Source organism: Dysgonomonas sp. UBA7630, assembly GCF_002483985.1.
In the GTDB taxonomy this organism is placed as follows: Bacteria; Bacteroidota; Bacteroidia; order Bacteroidales; family Dysgonomonadaceae; genus Dysgonomonas.
Window position 1 is genome coordinate 30,294 of record NZ_DLIY01000035.1, and the last position, 18,525, is coordinate 48,818.

The following is an 18,525-nucleotide window of genomic DNA, read 5'->3' on the forward strand; positions in this document are numbered from 1 at the left end:
TGTCGTGATGACAGCCTTTTTGTTTTTATACAGATAGATAATAAACGAACCGAGAACATTATTCCGATTCGTTTTGTTTAGTCTATGTATGTCGAACATTAAATTTATTGAACCATGAAAGAAGATATATCAAAGACACAATCCAAAGAACATAAATTTGAGGGATACGAACATGCCCGAAAAGTAAAAAACATCAAAAATCCTGTACCTAGCTCCGAAAAATCGGTAAAGGCTGCCACAAACAGAATTAATCCGGATGAAAACTCTAATGATAGAGGGTAGGTGCGGGTAAAATAAGACTCCACTATTATTTATAAAGCTCCTTTGGTTAAGGGGCTTTTTTTCGTTGTGTTTATCATCTATCTCACTCCTCCATCATCCTCCTTACAATAAAGTTTCGTGTACAGAAATATGTGCATTCTTACAATATTGCAAAGTTGTGGCAAAAATACAGCCAATGGTTGAACAAATAAAAGTCATATTTTGGTGCAAACGAGTTGATCATAAATATTATACAATTAGCACTTTAGTTAAAATATTAAGAAAAAAAAGTCATATACAACTAACAATTTGACGTTTTTGTTTTTATTAACAGTATATTTACCTAACTACTAGTTACTGATAAACTATTAACCCTAAACAATATTTATGATGAAACACATCTTTTTAATTTTTATTTGCGTATTCATGGTCGGATGTTCTGATGACATCATGAACGATGATTTTATGAAAGATAACATTGGCGAGAAAAAGATAAAAAGTAGTCAATTGATTATCCCAAAGGGAGAATGGGAAAACTGGACAGAAATTAAATTGCCGTCTTACCCTACACCTGTTTATGTACCATGGCATAGTTCAACAACATCTAGTATCCCCAATGATATAAGAAAAGATATTCTAGCGGAAGATGGATGGATACTCTTATTCAACGGGTTGAAAGATGATAGAGCAAATATGAATTATCTTATATTCTATAATCAATTTACAGGTATATTAAAAGGGTTTTATTACCTAGAAAAAATCACAGGAGGAAACAATGGTTTTTGGGAAATATCTTTTGATGGTGGCGATCAAAAACTTTTTTACAACCACGATGGTTATTTTACTTATCCTAATAATTACTCTGCCTCTAAAATAAAAGGAGTAAGTGTAATGAATGTGACCGCTAACACTACAAAAGGATTTACTATAGGTTGGAATTGCTTTCAGTTAGAGCTTACATATGACCCAAATATGTCTACAAATATGACTCTTCGTATTGATGCTCGTCAGCAAAATGTTAGTAGTATTAAATTAAGTGGCACCTATCAATCTCAGTCCACTGGCTCTATTATTAGTGCTCCAAGTAAGACTTCTAGTACAACTAACCCATTTATAAAAGAGACTGCAACAATTATTCAAGAATCAGCAAAAGACTGGATAATCAGCAATATTAGCGTAGGCAATGATAAAAAACCACTAAAGGGTGTTGCTACTGAAACATTACAAAAAATAATAAACGGAGATATTAAAGAGCTAATAAATTTAGGAAGTAATCTACTATTCGGATCTATTTTAGGAAGCTCATCAAATGCTGCCACAAACTATACTCTTCAACTTAAAACAACCGGTCAAGTGGAAATAACCGGAACATCTGAAATGCCCTCTGTTACAAGCATTCCCCCTTTACAAATACCTATGCCTAATATTAAATTGGGAATTTGGAATACTATTGCGGCACCGACAATTGAAATCACATCATATTGTCTTCCTACTTATAGAAATGGATCTTCATTCATTCTAAATGTAGAGAAAGAATTGGGTTTTCCTGATCGAAATATGTTAATCAATGAGAGCTTAGTACCATATCTATCATTTAATAGAGTTAGTGCTTATCGTTTATGGAATCATACCAGTGGTGAAAAGTATAATACAACAAGCAAAACCAAAGAAAAATTAGAAAATAAATCATTAACAGCTTATCAATTAAAAATAAATTCTTTAAGTAATAGTTTTCCTAACATTCTTTATAAAGATGATACAACAGAGGTTAGAAGTGCTTCGATTGGTCCTTATTTTTATAAAATGGTATCTACTTTTAATACAAGAAATGTACCTCCAAAATGGAAAGATAACAAAACTGGGAAACCGCTTATTTATATTGAAGAATATTACATAGCCAACAACTTAAAAGCTGATAACGAAGATATTAAAATAGTCTTCGATTATAGCATAGATGTGAATGGAAAAACTAAAACATTTAGGTCAATAAGAACATATGATCCTGAATATAAATTTGTAACAACAAACACTAGAGTTTTCCCAAACGGAGTTCGTCCATATGGATGGACATGGGCAGAAATCCCTTTTGGTAATTTCTAGATTTTTAATGTAAGTATTTTCTTAAAGAAGCAACTGGAGTCAAATATTTCAGTTGCTTCTTTTATATTTGAAAATCATTTTTTATATAAGGCTTAAAAATTCTTCGAGTTTTTGTCTACATTATCTCCAAAATTCGTAGGTGATATTCTTATAGTATTAATAATGAAATATATACTTTGAATACAAAAGATACCTCACAAGAATTATGTAAAATGGCTGATGGGGCTTTCTAACAACAAAAGCCGCTTCATCAGCGGCTTCTCCTGTAGCACAGCCGGGAATCGAACCCGAATCTAAAGTTTAGGAAACTTCTATTCTATCCATTGAACTACTGCGCCATACATCTTACCGTCACTCTCGTTTCCGATAAAATCACTGCAAAAATAAGAGAATTTCCGACATTAGGCAAATACATTCTGCGATTTAATCAAATAGTGTTAAAGAAACCCTGTTTTTTCAGGAAATAGGACTTTTGCCAATTGTGTGCTGCTATAAAAACATCTATATTTGCTAAATATTTTTTTAAAAACATAACAATAAATAAATGTTTCAAATTGGCGATGCAATAGTCGCATCAGATATAATCGAAGAAAATTTTCTATGCGACCTCTCNNCAAGCCGTAATAAAAGAGCATGGAGTAGCCTACCGCGACCACGATGGAGACATGGTAACCGCTATCGTGCACGGAAAAGACTGTGTGTTTACCTATTACGACGAAAAAGGCATCTGCAAATGTGCCATCGAAAAAGCATACCGGGAAGGACGTACCAACTTTTACAAACCCATCTCTTGCCATCTGTACCCTATCCGTTTGCAAAAATATAAAGACTTCACCGCCGTTAATTATCATCGGTGGTCGATCTGCAAAGCGGCAGTATTACTCGGCAAGAAGGAAGGATTGAAAGTTTACGAGTTCCTCAAAGAACCACTTATCCGTCGTTTCGGAGAAGATTGGTATAACGAACTTGTTCTGGTAGCAGAAGAATACAAAAAAGCAGGATACAAATGGCAATAATCTGTAAAGAGCTTATGGTCTGTATCGGTTTACAATATAACTTAAACTCATAACTTTAAACTCAAAACATGCATCCACTACATCAATTCAAATTTTGCCCAAAATGTGGGTCAAGCCATTTTGTGGAGAATAATTTCAAATCGAAAAGATGTGAGACTTGTGGCTTCGTTTATTACTTCAACCCCAGTTCTTCCACAATAGCCATTATTATCAACAGTAATGATGAGCTGCTGGTTGCAACGCGGGCTCACGACCCTGCAAAAGGTACATTCGACCTGCCCGGCGGATTTGTAGACATGAACGAAACAGGAGAGGAAGCTGTTATACGAGAGGTAAAAGAAGAAACAGGGCTCCATGTTTCGCAAGCAAAATATATGTTCTCCATCCCCAATACATACGTATACTCAGGGTTTGAGGTGCATACCCTCGATCTGGTTTACCTATGCAAAGTAGATGATATGAGGAACATGCAAGCTGAGGACGATGTCGCCAGCCTTCAATTTATAAAAATATCAGAGCTTAACCCCGACCTGTTTGGGCTACGCTCGGTAAAAGAAGTAATACAGGAAATCAAAATAATGAAAATATGAGAAAACTGCTATTAGTTATCACCCTTGCATCGGGCTTACATTTGGCTCACGCTCAGAAGTCAGTGTACACAGAATTGCCCGGAAGGCTATTTTCGCAAGGCAAAGAAATGTTCTTAAACAATAACTATGTAGGATGTATCAATACACTACAAGAATTTAAGAACCAGTCGAAAGATATAAAACTGATGGAAGAAGCAGACTATATGATTGTCAGCTCCTTATTTTATCAGGGCAAAGCCGGTGACGGAACAATTTTGAAAGATTTTCTTGACGATTATCCCGAATCTTATCACCGCAACCAGATCAGTTTCTTTACAGGATCAATTCATTTTCAACAAAAAGATTGGAACAAAGCCCTTCATTGGTTCTCACAAGTGGATATCGATTATCTGTCCGTAAGCGAACAAGAAGACTACAGCTACCGCATGGCGTATGCCAGCCTCCAAAAGGGAGACAGAAAAGAAGCTAAAAACCTATTCGGACTATTGTCTCGCAATAGTAAAAAATATGCAGAGCCGGCATCCTACTATCTGGCTTATGCCAATTTTCAGGAAGGAGAATACGATCAGGCTATCGCTACATTCCGAAAGCTGAAAAGCAAACCCGAATACAAAGAGAATGCAACATTCTTCCTCATACAAAGCGAGTTTCTGCAAGGCAATATGAACGGAACGATAAGCGAAGGACAAGACTTTATCTCGTCATACCCGAGCAGTAAAAACATCGGAGAAGTATATCGCCTGCTGGGCAGCAGCTACTACCGCCTTGGCAACATACAAAATGCTATCCGCAACTATGAGCAATATCGTGCCACTACATCTACACCTTTCCGTGAAGATATGTACCAACTGGCAGAAGCATACTACCAAACAGGTGCGTATGGCAATGCCGTAAAAGCGCTGAAAGATGTAGCTTCTACAACCGACAAACTGGGACAGGCAGGACAGATGCTTCTGGGACAGTCTTATCTGAAACTAAACGACACGCAGAATGCCGTTATGGCTTTCGAAGCAGCCGCACGATCCGAGTTCGACCCTTCTATCAGCGAAGGTGCATTATACAACAACGTAATGATACGCAACCGAGACGGAGGAGGTGCTTTTGGCGAAGCTATTACAGCATCGCAACGTTTCCTTGCTCAGTATCCAAATTCGAAATATACGAGCGCAGTAAGCGGAGCTCTGGCTTCCACATTGCTTTCGTCCAAAAACTATAGCACTGCCCTTGCGGCCATCAATAGCATCAAGTCGCCCGATCGTCAGATACTGGAAGCTAAGCAAATTATACTCTTCCAGTCGGGTGTGCAAAACTTCATCGACAAGCGTTACGACCTTGCTGCCAACGATTTCAATGCAACCATCAACATGGGTAGCTACAACGCCGAAGTGCGCAACGAAGCATATTTCTGGCGGGGAGACATAGCCTATCGCAGTGCCGACTATGGCACAGCAGCCAGAGATTACACGGCTTACATCGGTCAGGCTTCCCCTTCGCAAAAGAATTATCCACTAGCGCTGTATAACTTGGCTTACGCACAGTTTCAGGACAAAGTTTATTCTTCTGCTCTGAACAACTTCAAGAAATATGTTTCGGCAGAAAGCAACAAGCAGTCGCCAAACTATTCCGATGCCCTCAACCGCATCGGGGATATAAACCTCTACAACAGAAACTTCTCTGAGGCAGAAAGATACTATGCGCAAGCCGTATCTTCAAACCCTGAGAATGCCGACTATTCTGAATTCCAAAAGGCATTTGTATTAGGATTGCAACGCAACTATTCGGGAAAAGTAACAGCACTGAACAGCATGATGGCAAAATATCCGAACTCGCAATATATCGACAATGCACTGTACGAAAAGAGCCGTGCATTGGTAATGCAAAACAAAGAACAGGAAGCAATTTCGGTGCTTGAAAAAATGCTGAAAGACCATCCGAAATCCAATCTGGCACAAAAAGCAGGAGTACAGCTCGGACAATTATATTTCAACACCAACAATCCTCGCAAGTCGGCAGAAGCCTACAAGCAGGTAATTGCCAACTATCCCAATTCGGAAGAAGCACGTACTGCCATAGAAAGCCTTGAGGCGGTTTATAAGGATATGAACGACATCAGCTCGTATGCTTCATACGTCAACTCGCTGGGTAAAGGCACAATCCTTTCGTCCAACCGTCAGGACTCACTCACCTATTTGGCTGCCGAAAACATATATATGAAAGGCCGCAAAGATGAGTCGAAAACAGCATTCAACAAATACCTGCAAGCATATCCTAACGGGGTATTTGCAAGCGATACACACTTCTATCTGGGCGATATGGCATTCGAAGCCAAAGATTTCGATAAAGCACTCACCCACTTCAATGAAGTTATAAACTCAAACAACCCAAAATACATTGCCAATGCCTTGGTGTTTGCATCGGGAATAGAGTTCGACCGCAAAAATTATGAGGCAGCTTATGCCGCCTACGAGCACCTGAATATGGTGGCATCCAATACAGAGAACAAAGACATTGCCCAACTGGGTATGTTGCGTTGTGCTTATCTTCTGAAAAAAGATAACGAGGTGGTAGCTGCCGCAAGCAAAATATTGCAAGGAGCAAAAGCAGCTCCTGCCGTAGCCAACGAAGCCAGATTCTACAGAGGAAAATCGTATATCAACCTAAAGAAGAACGACGAAGCAGCCACAGACTTGCAGGCAGTAGCCAAAGATACTCGCAGCGCATTCGGAGCCGAAGCCCAGTTCTTACTTGCGGACATGTACTACAAATGGAAATCGTACGACAAGGCCGAAAAACAAGTGCTTGCCTTTATGAAAGAAGGTACACCATACCAATATTGGATGGCACGTGCGGTGGTGGTATTGTCGGATGCTTATGTTGCCAAAGGTGATAAATTCTCGGCACGTCAGTATCTCGAAAGCCTTCAGGCAAATTATAAAGGAGGTGAAGCCGATATAAACACAATGATAGACGAACGCTTGTCAGCTTTAAAATAACTTATGAACAAATCAGAATTAAAACGTATGAAAACAACATATAAATCATTATTGGTCATAGGACTGGGAATAATAAGCCTGACAGTTTCGGCACAAAAAGACTCTACCATCACTCGTCAGGTGATGCTCGAAAGAGACTATGTACCTACCATGCAAGAAGCATCGAAAGTAAATACACAACCCAATATTTACGCCCCGACTATCAAACCGAAAGAAATCAAGTTCGAGAGCAACACCCCTCAGATCAGGTTGGACAACAACAAACTGGGAGCTTCGGCATCGGGTGACATCAAAACAGATGTAGCCTTCGACAAGAAACGCGGCTATGCGGTATTGGGCTTGGGCACAGGGGGAAATATCGATGGAGCTCTCGGGTACAGACTTGTAAACGGAGACAACGACCGACTCGACTTTTTTGGTACATATAGCGCAACAGGCTCTACAGTAGACTATATCAACGGTAGCGACTATGCCCGCAAAGATGCAAAAGCCAAGTATATGCATGCAGGAGGCAACCTGAAATATCAACACACGTTCGACCCTTCTGTACTTTCGCTGGGAGCATCATTCTATAATACATCTTACAATTATTATGGAAACAGCTTTATTCCGATCTCATCGTCTGCGGTGTATCCGTTCGATGTAGACAGCAAGCAAGGCGTAAATGTGTTTAAGATCGGAGCAGGACTGAAATCGAAAGAAGAGAACGAAGGCCCGATCAAGTATGACGGAAATGTGAGCTACAATTATTTCACAAATAAGTATGGTCGCCAAAAAGCAGACGACGGAGTAAAAGGGGGCATTATCAATGCCGACCTAAACCTGTATACAGAATTTGGAGCCGATCAGCAAGTAGGGATAAAGGGAATGATATTGAACCAATCGTTCAGCAACAAAACCGACTACCTACCCAATGCGTATCACGGATATACAAATATTACAGGTACGCCATATATCAAGTTTCAGGGAGCAAACTGGAATGCCGATTTAGGCGCAAACCTGAGTGCATTGTTTGACGTGAAAACGGCTTTTGCTATTTCACCAAATGTAAAAGCTAGCGTCAGCTTCTACGAAGTAAACACACTCTATGCCGAAGTGGGCGGAGGGGTCAACAACAATACATTCCTCGACATTTTGCAAGAAAACCGTTATGCAGACCCTAGCACCCGCATCGAATATTCAAAAACATATTACGATGCCAAGATCGGATTCCGCTCGGGTGTAGTAAGTGGTTTGGAGTTTGACCTCTTTGCCGGATACAAGCACGTAAGAAGAGACCACCTCTATGTATACAACTATTACAGAGAAAACGGATGGGGAAATGTTGGAAGCCCTGTATATGCCAACATCTCTACAGGACACATCGGCGGGTTGTTGAAAACAAACCTGATCCCATACACCGATCTTTCGGCTCGTATGACCGCTTATTTCTACAATGTGAAGTATCACGAACCGTATGTGCAGGTGATAGATGCTGAGACGCTGCCCGACACCAAACCTTGGGGACGTCCTACATTCACAGCTGAGTTCAACGCTGACGTTAACCCAATCAACAATCTTACCCTGTCGGTGAATTATCTATATGCAGGCGGACGCAAGGCTCTTGCCTCAAACGCAAGTACTACTGCATCGACGATTGCAAATATGAAGGATATAAACGAACTGAACTTCAGAGCCGAATATAAGATAAATGACTATATAGCCGTAAACGGACGATTGAACAACATACTATTCCAAAAGTATGAACTGCAATACGGATATCCGCTACAAGGCTTTAACTTCATGGCAGGTGTAAGCCTCAAGTTCTAAAAGAATATCCATTAATCTTCATAAATGGAGTGAGACCCCGTCCGTGCAACGGATTGTTTCACTCCGTTTTCTTTGTAGGGTTACTGTATTTTTTGTTATGCAGAAATTATGGAGTATGAGAGAAGACAAGAATAAATTTTAATCCGTTCTTTAACTACAAAGAAACAATATGCCGGCTCGAATAGCGTTATAAAAATGAGAAGTCCTTACGATGTTTCCCCGAAAGATGATTTATAACAACGGTTATACTGTGTAGTTTATATCTAAATGTTGATCTAAAGCCATACTAAACATCACATACCGAAGGGCATGTAATCAACTTATAAACAAATCATTAAAAATTATCTGCATATAATTTGTTTGTTTGTAAATTTTAACTATTTTCGTAAACTGTAAAATGCGAGTAATGAATATCAGAATACTTTCGAAAATCAGAAATTCCACCAATTTATTCAGAAAACATTTTATAAAACAATCGGGCACAAACGAACTTCTCTCTCTATTTATGTGTTATAAAAAAAGAGTTAATAAAAGGTATTACGTATGAAAACAAAACAATTAGTATCGCTAGCACTCTTTGCTCTTATTTGCGTACTGAGTATTAATACTGCCTCAGCTCAATTTCGTCTGGGTGTAAGGGGAGGTGTAGATGTAGCCAGCAACAAGCTGAAGACTGATATATTGAAAGCCAGCAACCGATTAGGCTTCCAGATAGGCCCAACAGCCGAATTTGTAGTTCCTATTTCGGGATTCGGGGGAGACATTTCTGTACTGTACGGACATAAAGAATATAAGATCAGTGAAAAGCAAGACAATGCCTCTCTATCCGACTATAACTATATAAGCTTGCCTATCAACTTAAAGCAACGTATCAAGCTAGGTCCTTTGGGCTTGTTTGTTACAGGTGGTGTGTATGGCAATGTGAAAGTTGGTGATGGTGATAATGCCAAAGATGTAGTGAACGCTTTCAAGCACAAAAACTTTATCTTCGGGTTGGGTGCAGGAGCAGGAGTTACTTTATTCAGAAATATCGATCTGGGAATGTACTTCCGTGGCGACCTGACCGACAATTATAAAGAAGAATACATGGATGCCGATACGTTCCAAAACAAGAAAAACCAATCCTGGACCGTAGGACTCAATTACTACTTCTGATAACAAAAAATGCTGTATGCTGATGTAATATTACCCTTGCCGCTACAAGGGACTTACACTTACGCTATTCCTTTAGAATTCAAAAAATCGGTATACGCAGGGAGTAGGGTTATTGTACAGTTTGGCAAGAAGAAGTTTTACACAGCCATTGTTTTTCAGATATACGAAAAAGAAAAATTATCACAGCCGGTAAAAGACATTGTTACCGTGCTCGAAGAATATCCGATAGCCACCCCTCTCCAGCTAAAGTTCTGGGAATGGGTGGCTATGTATTATATGTGTTCGCTGGGCGATGTATATCGTGCGGCGCTACCCTCTGCCCTAAAGCTGGAAAGTGAAACGCACGTTTTGCTCAATGCCGACTTTGAGACTTCCGAACCGCTTACTGCCAACGAACAGAAAGTATTCTACTGCCTTTCGCCCGACAAAGCCAAAACGATAGCCGAGATAGAAAAGCAAGCGGGAATATCGAATGCCGTCACTGCCATAAAAGCGTTGGTAGATAAAAAAGCGGCATACATCAGCGAAAACATACAAGACACATATACCGCTAAGAGCCAAACAGCCATACGCCTCACCCGCCAATACAGCGAAGATGAGCTAAATGCGATAATGGACGAGCTGGGAAGGGCAAAAAAGCAACAGCACTTGTTTTCTACATTCCTGTTTATGAAGGACGAGGCTCCCCTTGTGCTAAAGAAAACACTGCTCGAAGAAGCCGATACTTCGGCTAGCGTACTGTCCGAACTGCTGAAAAAAGGATTCCTCGAAACGTACGAATACGAAGTCAGCCGTTTCGACTATGGCGATACCAATATAGATGCTGCATCGGAGCTGAACGAACATCAACAAAAAGCCCTTGAGGAGATAAAAGACTCATTCAAAGAAAAAGACATAACTCTGCTCTTTGGCGTTACATCGAGCGGAAAGACAGAAATATATATCCAACTTATAAAGGAGGCAATAGAGAAAGGCAAGCAGGTGCTTTACCTTCTGCCCGAAATTGCTCTCACCACCCAGATAACCGACAGGTTAAAAGCCGTTTTTGGCAACAAACTTGCGGTGTATCACTCCAAGTTTAACGATAACGAGCGAGCCGAAGTATGGAACAACCTACTAAAGAACAACGACATACAAGTTGTTTTAGGGGCACGCTCTGCGATATTCCTACCCTTTACAGACTTAGATCTGGTGATTGTAGACGAGGAACACGAAAGCTCGTACAAGCAGCAAGACCCTGCTCCCCGCTACAACGCACGCAATGCCGCCATTGTATTGGCTTCACTGTTCAACACCAAAACGCTGCTGGGTACGTGTACCCCTTCGCTCGAAACATACAACAACGCCCTTACGGGAAGGTACGGACTGGTAAGATTGGATAAGAGGTATGAAAACATCGAGTTGCCACAGATAGCAGTCGTTAACACCAAAGAGCTGAGAAGGAAAAAACAAATGAAATCGTTCCTCTCTCCTCCCCTCATCGACAAAATGAAGGAGGCATTGAGCAAAAAAGAACAGATCATACTTTTCCAAAACAGACGCGGATTTGCATCCATGCTCGAGTGCAAAACCTGTTCGTGGACATTGCATTGCCGAAATTGTGACGTAAGCCTCACCTATCACAAAGGACAGCGCATGATGGTATGCCACTACTGTGGAGCAACATACGAAGTGCCTACCGTTTGCCCCGATTGTAAGACTCCTACGCTCGACATGCTGGGCTATGGCACGGAACGGATAGAAGAGGAAGTTGCAGAACTCTTTCCCGAAGCTTCGGTTGCCCGCATGGACTTAGACACCACACGAGGGAAGCGGTCTTACGAACGTATTATTTCCGACTTTGAACAAAACAAAACCAATATACTTATCGGTACGCAGATGGTATCCAAAGGCTTAGACTTTGATAATGTAAGCATTGTAGGGATACTCAACGCCGACAATATGCTCAACTATCCCGATTTCAGAGCATACGAACGAGCGTACCAACTCATGACACAGGTAAGCGGACGTGCCGGACGTAAAAATAAACAGGGCTTGGTATTCCTCCAAACCTCGCATCCGGGTAGTCCGTTGATCAGCTTTGTAAGGCGAAACGACTATGAATCGTTTTACGAACTGCAAGCCGAAGAACGAAAAATGTTCCGTTATCCACCCTACTTCCGTCTGATAAACATTGTAGTACGTGGCAGAGACGAGCAACTCACCGACAGTGCAGCACGGGAGTTTGCCTCAGCCTTGCGCACCACCTTTGGCGAGCGTGTGTTGGGACCGGGCAAGCCGCCGGTATCACGTATACAGTCGTTGTATATCCGCCACATCATGCTCAAAATCGAAAATCAGGCATCGATACAGAAGGTTCGTGAAGGTATTTTCCAATGCCAGTCCCTTGTATTTGCCAATCCGGCGTTCAAGTCACTGTTGTTGCACTACGATGTTGATCCGATGTAGGTTTACGTCCGCTGTTAGGTTATCATCCTGAACAGAATGAAGTATCTTTTCCCGCCAAATATAAAAAACGCTTTCCGCTACTGAGCATAACAAGAATTATTGAAAAGCATTTAAGTTTTTTTATCTGCATTATTGAAACGTTTTATATAACTTTGCGCCAAGTTAAAAGACTTGCATACACTTATGAATGAGAAGGAAAAACAAAGAAGGAATAATAAGACAAATAAAAAACGCACCCCGAAGACCATCATAAAAAAGATGTGGATCGGGTTTGCCTGCTTCATCGGAGTACTCACCATCACATTTGCCCTTATCAGTATAGGAGCAATAGGCTATATGCCTGATGTAGAAGAGTTAGAAAACCCGATTGACAAATATGCCTCTCAGATATATTCTACCGATGGACAACTGTTGGGCACATATTCCCTTGCAAAAAACAACCGTATATATTCCAACTACGAAGATCTTTCTCCGTATCTGGTACAAGCGTTGGTAGCTACCGAAGATGCACGTTTCTATTCACATTCGGGTATTGATGCATACGCATTGCTCAGAGCCGTAGTGAAAAGAGGCATCCTGATGCAGGAAAGTGGCGGTGGGGGTAGTACCATTCCTCAGCAGCTGGCAAAACTGCTTTATTCTCCTCCTTCCGAAAACTGGGTTCAACGTGTGTTTTTACGCAAGCCCATCGAATGGGTTATTGCCGTAAAACTGGAACGATATTATACAAAAGAAGAAATAGTAAACTTATACCTCAATCAATTCGACTTCCTATACAACGCTGTAGGGATACAGTCGGCTGCACAGGTGTACTTCAACAAAACACCAAAAGAGCTCAAGATAGAAGAAGCCGCTACCCTGATAGGGATGTGTAAAAACCCTTCGTACTTCAACCCGAGAAGATATCCCGACAGAACAAAAGGTCGCAGGAACGTGGTATTGGAACAGATGTACAAGAGCGATTACATTACCGAACAACAATACGACTCACTGATACAAACAGAACTGAAACTCGACTTCAAACGGGTAGACCACAAAGACGGGCTCGCTCCTTATTTCAGAGAGTATCTGCGTATGGCTATGACTGCCAAAAAACCGAAGAAATCGAATTACGCTTCGTGGCAGATGGAACAATATGCGCTCGATTCTATCAGCTGGGAAACAAACCCGCTATACGGATGGTGCAACAAGAATAAAAAGCCGGACGGCTCTAATTACAACCTCTCTACCGACGGACTGAGAATATATACAACGATTGACTCTCGCATGCAGCAGTATGCCGAAGAGGCGATGGCAGAACACCTCAGCAAGGAACTGCAACCCGACTTCGATAAAGAAAAGAGAGGTCGCTCGTATGCTCCGTTCTCGTACTCGGTAGCCAAAGATGTAGACACATTGCTATATCGTGCCATGAAGATTAGCGACAGGTACAAGGCTCTGAAAAATGAAGGCATGTCCGAAAAAGAAATACTAAAGATATTCAAGCAGCCTGTAGATATGAAAGTATTCTCTTGGAAAGGAGAAGTGGATACTACAATGACTCCTTGGGACTCTATACGCTATCACAAAAGCTTCCTGCGTTCGGGCTTTATGGCGATGGACAACCACAACGGATATGTAAAAGCTTATGTGGGAGGAATAGACTTCAAGTTCTTCCAATATGATATGGTGAACATGGGACGCCGACAAATAGGTTCCACCATCAAACCATACCTCTACACCCTATCGATGGAAAGCGGAATGACGCCTTGCGACCAGATGCTATATGTGCCTCAAACCCTCGTTACCGAAACAGGTAAAGAGTGGACTCCAAGAGGTGGACGAGCTTCTATGTTTGGCGAAATGGTCACCATCAAATGGGGGCTGCAAAACTCCGACAACCTTGTTACGGCTTACCTCATGGGACGTACCACACCGTATGCCTTTGCACGGATGTTGCACTCGTTTGGTATCACCGGACGCATAGACCCTGTGGTGTCTATGGCACTGGGTACGCACGATGTGTCTGTGTCGGAAATGGTTGCCGCTTACACCTCTTTTGCTAACAAAGGAATACGTTCCAACCCTGTATATGTTACCCGCATCGAAGACGCCTTTGGCAATATAATAGCCGATGCAGCCTTCGCTCCGAAGATGGACGAGGTGTTCAGCGAAGGCACGTATGTGAAGATGCTCGACATGCTTCGCGGAGTAGTGGATGGCGGTACAGGCGGACGCATCAGACGCAACTATGGCATAACAGCGCCAATGGGAGGAAAAACAGGAACAACACAAAACAACTCCGACGGATGGTTTATGGGATTCACTCCTAAACTTTCTACCGGATGCTGGGTAGGTGGAGAAGACCGCTCTATACACTTCGACCGTACGACTGACGGACAGGGAGCCAGCATGGCACTGCCGATAGTAGGTCTGTTCTTCAAAAAAGTATTTGCAGACAAGCGACTCGGTTATAGTCAGGGAGACCAGTTTGAGAGTGTACCGGGATATGGCGTTTGCGACAAGAGCAGCGACGAAGAGGTTCAGGATGCACCGCCTCCGGCTCAGATAGACGAAATGTTTAAGTAAAAATATAAATAGCCTTTCTATGAAAGGCTATTTTTTTATTATACACAAATGATAAAATAGTTATTTTCAAAAGATAAATAATAAACGCCAATTGATAAAAATTGTATCTTTTAATTTATATTCCTTATATTTGCCCCGAATCTAACATAAAAACTATAGATAAATACATAAAAACTAATATTGTATTTATAGAATATTGAAATCATATTAAATTAGATGGTAAAATTATCTTTCAATCGTTGCCTAAAACTTATTCTTAGTTTTAGCCTATTCTTATTTTATGCATGTGAGTATGATAATAATGAAATGAATTATCAAAAGTTGACACCTCCAGAGAAAAATGCCTCAGTAGTATTTAATCTAGCTGATATCCCGGAGGGGAATCCTATATACATATATGCTCCTACTTATTTAACATATAAACTAAATATAACTTCAGGCACAATCGTATATAAAGAGTTTTATTTGAATAATCAGCTCATGGATGTTTCAAATGGATACATTTTTTTACATCCTTATAATGTGCCAGAAAATATAAATAGTACATTAAAGCTAAAAGTCAAACTTACATCTGGAACAGGGAGTCTTGCGGAAATATTAGGAGGGGATAAAAGTGAATTCGAATTTAACTATTCTGTCAAATATGTTAATCCAGATATAAAATTAGATATAAAACAACGTGTAAATCATAATAAACATCTAGAATTATATTGGGATAAACCCAATATTGAAGGTCTGGAAATTGAGAGTTACAAGATTTATCATTATAATAGCTTCGATGAAATACTTGTTGCTGAGATTACGAATCCTGATGAGACTTCATATATAGATAATAGTTATGTATATGGTAGTAAAACATTTCGAATCGTAGTAAAATATAAATCTAACAAAATAGAAGATAAGGAGGCTTTCTATACAGTAAAATACAATGAATTCACCAGCAGCATGTTTACAACAAGCTCCGCTGAACCTTTTAAATTGAAAATCAAATGGAATAATCCCAATAATATAGCCTGTAAATACGTTCTTAAATGGAGAGATGAGGTAATAAATATCAAGGAAGGAACTAGTGAAGTATCTATTTTAAGACCGACATTCCCAATGTCTGATACTCAATATTATGAGTTATATATCTTACCCCTTCATGCTGATTTCAATAATTATGAAAAGTACCCGAAAATAATAAACTATTTTCAGGAAAAATTCTTTGGTGAAAAATATGAAGAAAATGCCCGTCATATACAATTCAATGCAGATGTAAAAAACAATTATATTTTAGCTATGCGTCCTGACCAAAATCATTTTGGTTTTCGTGCATACAATAAAGAATCCTTAATAATTCAAAACAACGCAGATATTTCGTTCGGGTATAACATTTATACAGAAGAGTTCACAACATCCCCAACAACCGGGCGAATAGCTATTCATTGTCGCATTAACGACCGTTCTACAGACCCTAAAATATATGTATATTCTGATTATACATTAAACACACTGTTGGGAACATTTTCAACCGATGATTTTCCTGTATTCTTTTTAACTGATGATGATAAGATTATTATAAACAATAATGATAGAAAGCTTAATCGGATTTATGATATAAAGACAAACAAATTACTCAATAATCAAAGAGAAAGTACAGGGACAGACTTCAGGCCAGCGATATCTCCGGACGGAAAATATATTTTCAATTACTTACGAATAGATAATACTTGGTATAAGCTGTATAGTTATGAAAATGGAGATTTTAATCTAATAAAACATCAGACGAATAGCCGCGTAAACAATATTGTATTCAACCCTAAAAGGCAGAATCATGTTGTGATGCAAACTATAGATAATAAATTTTCAATTTATGAAATTCCAAGTTTAAATAAAATAGCAACATTCGATGGTGAATTTATTTGCTTCGATTCATTTACTGGAAATATATTATACTTGGATAAAGATTTCAACAGCAATTCTCAACTGAATATTTTAAATGATACTTACGACAAAGTAATATTCAAGATTACAACGAATCTGAATTTTTATTATTACTACGCACGACTTATAAATAACCACCTGGTTGTAAGGGACTATTACATTAACATAACAAAATAAACGATTACTCTAATGAAGAAATATATATTAATCATCTTTGTTTGTATACTTTCAATTTCGGCAAACTCTCAGATAAAAATTGAATATTCGGTTGGTTATGGTGATTATAAAATGGATGATATGAAGCCTTTGCTCGGTATCATGGAAGAGTTTGTAAAGTTGAAATATCCTTTGGATTTTGCGACTACAGATAATTTCCCTAATTATGTCACCCATAATATAGGAATAACATATACATTAAAAAAACATGAAATGGGTGCCAACTTTACATACCTGACCACAGCTGGACGATTTGCCTATTCCGACTATTCAGGGGAAATGATTTACAAACAGATTTTAAATGGATATAGGTTCGGATTATTGTATCGTTATCATTTCTTCCAAGTCGAATTAGGACAAAAGGTAAATATTTCATTCCATGGAGAATTATCTCCCGGAATGACATTTAGCAACTTTGATACAAAAGCACACATCAAGGTTAATAATAAATTGGAAGATATAGATGACGAATTTAAAATGAACAAACATAATACAACAGGTTTTTCCATCTTACCACAAATTGGAGCAAATCTCAATTTACCGTACGGAATAGGAATACATATTGCAGGTGGGTATGATTTTGAAATAGGGGCTAAGATAAAAGATTATAAAGTGGATTGGTCAGGATTACGCCTAAATGGAGGAGTCTCGTACAAATTACCATTTTAAGATATAAGACAAAAATATGGAAGTAGGTACTTTTTTAGTATCTACTTTATTTTTTATTCTATTCAATCAATTTATTGGGTGAATGAAAATTTATTACTTTCTTTAATATTCTTATATAGATATAAGATCTATATTATTTTTTAAGATGAAATAAATTTATGCTGAAATATTACTACATCGATGATATATCGAAGTTGCAATGCGGCCCCTTTACTTCAAACGAGTTACTTCGTAAGAATATCAGCCCCGAAACAATCGTTTGGCGTTCGGGGATGGCAGACTGGGCTGAAGCCGGAACTTTGCAGGAGCTGAATTTTCTTTTCGACACAAAAGCCCCTGTACCGCAAGACCGTAGAGAAGAGCAGCAGACACCTCCTCCAATACGACAGCAGCAGGATAAACAAAACCCGACATATAACAGCGGGCAGCGATACCAATATGACGATCAGCACAAGTGGGATGGCATAATACCCATGCCCAAGAATTGGCTTATAGAATCGATATTGCTTACTATATTTTGTTGTTCGCCGATAAGCCTTGTCGGAATATTTTATGCCGTGAAGGTAGAAACGCTGTATGGCAAGAGAGAATATGAAGCTTCGCAAGAAGCATCACGCAAAGCCAAACTATGGACGCTATGGGGTATTGCATTCTTGCCTGTTATCTATATGTTATTGTTCATTTTAGGTTTGCTTGCAGCACTGCTACAGTATTAAGTTATAAAAGGAATTATTGTCGCATTCGCTCTTATCCATTTTTTAACCACAGAGTAAA

At 39.6% G+C, this 18,525-nt stretch carries 11 protein-coding genes, 1 tRNA gene and 1 pseudogene; 12 read left to right on the forward strand and 1 reads right to left on the reverse strand.

Translation table 11 applies throughout. From position 1 onward, the window contains the following. Positions 1–114 precede the first annotated feature (114 nt). Both B3P17_RS14085 and B3P17_RS14090 read left to right on the forward strand, forming a co-directional pair. Positions 115–282: a hypothetical protein gene (locus tag B3P17_RS14085; RefSeq protein ID WP_167755438.1), complete on the forward strand. Its 168-nt coding sequence runs from the start codon at positions 115–117 to the stop codon at positions 280–282. A 444-nt stretch (positions 283–726) separates the two neighbouring features. Beyond that, positions 727–2,361: a hypothetical protein gene (locus tag B3P17_RS14090; RefSeq protein WP_252639505.1), complete on the forward strand. Its 1,635-nt coding sequence runs from the start codon at positions 727–729 to the stop codon at positions 2,359–2,361. A gap of 266 nt (positions 2,362–2,627) precedes the next feature. Here the strand turns inward: B3P17_RS14090 and B3P17_RS14095 are convergent. Continuing rightward, positions 2,628–2,699: transfer RNA gene (locus B3P17_RS14095), tRNA-Arg, on the reverse strand. Between the two features lie 206 nt (positions 2,700–2,905). Here B3P17_RS14095 and B3P17_RS14100 point away from each other — a divergent pair. The 10 genes and pseudogenes from B3P17_RS14100 (at position 2,906) to B3P17_RS14145 (ending at position 18,467) form a co-directional block, all read left to right on the forward strand. Next, positions 2,906–3,377, forward strand: a pseudogene (locus B3P17_RS14100) (DUF3109 family protein). Between the two features lie 68 nt (positions 3,378–3,445). Further along, on the forward strand, positions 3,446–3,967 hold the full coding sequence (locus B3P17_RS14105; protein ID WP_252639375.1) for an NUDIX domain-containing protein: 522 nt from the start codon (positions 3,446–3,448) through the stop codon (positions 3,965–3,967). After that, on the forward strand, positions 3,964–6,960 hold the full coding sequence (locus tag B3P17_RS14110; RefSeq protein WP_252639376.1) for a tetratricopeptide repeat protein: 2,997 nt from the start codon (positions 3,964–3,966) through the stop codon (positions 6,958–6,960). Before B3P17_RS14105 ends, B3P17_RS14110 begins: the two co-directional genes overlap by 4 nt. Positions 6,961–6,987: 27 nt before the next feature. Next, positions 6,988–8,769, forward strand: a complete 1,782-nt coding sequence (locus B3P17_RS14115; protein WP_252639377.1) for a hypothetical protein — start codon at positions 6,988–6,990, stop codon at positions 8,767–8,769. A gap of 543 nt (positions 8,770–9,312) precedes the next feature. Then, positions 9,313–9,924 (forward strand): outer membrane beta-barrel protein, encoded by a 612-nt coding sequence (locus tag B3P17_RS14120; protein ID WP_252639378.1) that lies wholly within the window; start codon positions 9,313–9,315, stop codon positions 9,922–9,924. A gap of 9 nt (positions 9,925–9,933) precedes the next feature. After that, positions 9,934–12,372, forward strand: coding sequence for a replication restart helicase PriA (priA, locus tag B3P17_RS14125; protein ID WP_291105955.1), 2,439 nt, complete (start codon positions 9,934–9,936; stop codon positions 12,370–12,372). Positions 12,373–12,555: 183 nt separating this feature from the next. Then, positions 12,556–14,940, forward strand: a complete 2,385-nt coding sequence (locus B3P17_RS14130; protein ID WP_393925126.1) for a transglycosylase domain-containing protein — start codon at positions 12,556–12,558, stop codon at positions 14,938–14,940. A gap of 216 nt (positions 14,941–15,156) precedes the next feature. Continuing rightward, complete coding sequence (locus tag B3P17_RS14135; protein WP_291105957.1) at positions 15,157–17,043, forward strand: hypothetical protein; 1,887 nt, start codon at positions 15,157–15,159, stop codon at positions 17,041–17,043. 12 nt (positions 17,044–17,055) lie between these two features. Further along, positions 17,056–17,751, forward strand: coding sequence for a hypothetical protein (locus B3P17_RS14140; protein WP_252639381.1), 696 nt, complete (start codon positions 17,056–17,058; stop codon positions 17,749–17,751). Positions 17,752–17,909: 158 nt separating this feature from the next. Next, positions 17,910–18,467 carry a CD225/dispanin family protein gene (locus tag B3P17_RS14145; RefSeq protein ID WP_252639382.1) on the forward strand — a complete coding sequence of 186 codons (558 nt, stop codon included), beginning with the start codon at positions 17,910–17,912 and terminating at the stop codon, positions 18,465–18,467. The last annotated feature ends 58 nt before the right edge of the window (positions 18,468–18,525 follow it).